Raw genomic sequence first — 1752 nt, forward strand, 5'->3', positions numbered from 1 at the left:
AACAACCTTCGTGTCCTCATACTTCGGCTCGAGTTCTTCAGCATAAGGCTTATCCGTTACCACGAAAGAGTCAGCAGCAATCACCGTATCATCGCCGGTGACAAACTCAGCAGTGAAAACATCGCCCTTAACCGCGTCCTCAGGAACGACAAATACACACTTATTAGCCTCTGCCTCAGAAGTGATGCCCTCACAGGTCTTGAACTCTTTGCCGTTCTTCTTCCAAACGATCTTGTTAGGAGTTACAGGGAACGGCCCCTTGACGTCCAAAACCGGCGTGTCGCCTGCGCGAGCAGGGTTCTCAGTCATGTCATAGTTGGTGATATCCAGTGACACGTTATGCCTAGGTACCAGTGCAAAATTCACGTTGTACCACATTGGGTTAGCAACCAGGTTTTGTGCGGCAATTGGGTTGGGGTTACGCCCGCCGTTTGCCGTTGGGCTCTGGTACAGAGGCAGACGCCAACCTGAGTAGCCGATCATAGGCTTACCATCTGGAGACTCTACATGGGCGTAGAGGTATTTCTTCGACTCGTTCGTCAGCTTCCCATCCGAGAACTTGACAGAGTAGTAACCATCCTCACCAACCTTGGTGGTTACCGTTTCTGCAATGTACTCTGGGTGCTCCTCTAGCAGCTGCTTTGCGGCAGCCTGCTGTTGCGCCAGCGGAAGAGTCTCAACCTTTGCCGCATATTCTCCGATGCCCTCTGGCGTGAGAACACTCATCACCACGTTGTAACCGGCAGCAGCAACGTCGCTACCAGTCATATCCGGCCCATCCACGCGAATATCACGGGTCTCGAGCCAAACACGCCCACCCACATGGTTCTTCATGTTGAGGTTGGTTGCCTGGCTCGACAGGGTTTCCTCGGTATCCTCTACCCACTCCGCCTTTGGCTTATGCATATAAGAGGTATCCCCCTCATTCTGCATGAGCACTGCCGTACGCTGCATATTTGTACCGATAAGGTTAAATGCGCCCTGCTGTGATGCTCCGGCAGAGTTCCTGAATGCGCCAGGGAAGAATCCACCAACTTGCCGGAAAGGAACAACTGTCGCACCGTTGCGCTCATCAGTGAAGGGGTTGATCCAAAGCCTGTAACGCTGGTTATTACTAGCAGTATAGGTGTGCTCTTTACCGTGCGCGTCCGTCCACGGCTCGCGCAGATCGAATGCATACGCACCCGGTCCCGCCTGAGAGGTCTTGTCACTGCTCAGCTGATCGGAGGTCTTAGCAGAGTATACCGGGGAAACCGCACCATCCGTATCAATCCACTGCATGTAAACAGTGGTTCCTTCCGGAACCGGGAGGTTGCCAGCATCGGTCGGGCTGAATCCGGAGCCATCATCAATGTAGGCGCGACCAGACAACGTTGACTTTGCATTTGTCATGTCGGTGGCAGAACCAATGTACCCGTTCGCAATGGCATCTGCCTCAATCGCATTGTTGTTGGAAGCAGGCGCGGTAGACTCCTGAGCCTGAGCCACTGCTGCGGCCTGTGGGGATGCGATTGGGTGAACGAAGGGCGCAACCATCGCGACAGAGAGCGCGGCGGCTGCAATCGTCGTACCGCGACGACGAGCGGAACCGTTGAAACTCTTCAAATTCATGAAGAATCCTTTCATGAGAACAATTAGGGAATGGGTCAACTGCTGCCCTAGGTCAGATTTCGAAGCCTCTTAAGCGTTCCTGAAGGCAGACTGGACTCAAGCTGAGACGTTACCCCCCCCCCCCCCCCCCCCCCCCCCCCC

1 pseudogene is annotated in these 1752 nt (G+C 54.5%); it reads right to left on the bottom strand.

Annotated features, from left to right (window positions below):
• Window positions 1–1611, bottom strand: a pseudogene (locus tag HMPREF2537_RS04875) (adhesin); the annotation flags it as partial.
• Between the last annotated feature and the right edge of the window lie 141 nt (window positions 1612–1752).

The organism is Corynebacterium sp. HMSC074E01 (assembly GCF_001808885.1).
Classification (GTDB): Bacteria; Actinomycetota; Actinomycetes; order Mycobacteriales; family Mycobacteriaceae; genus Corynebacterium.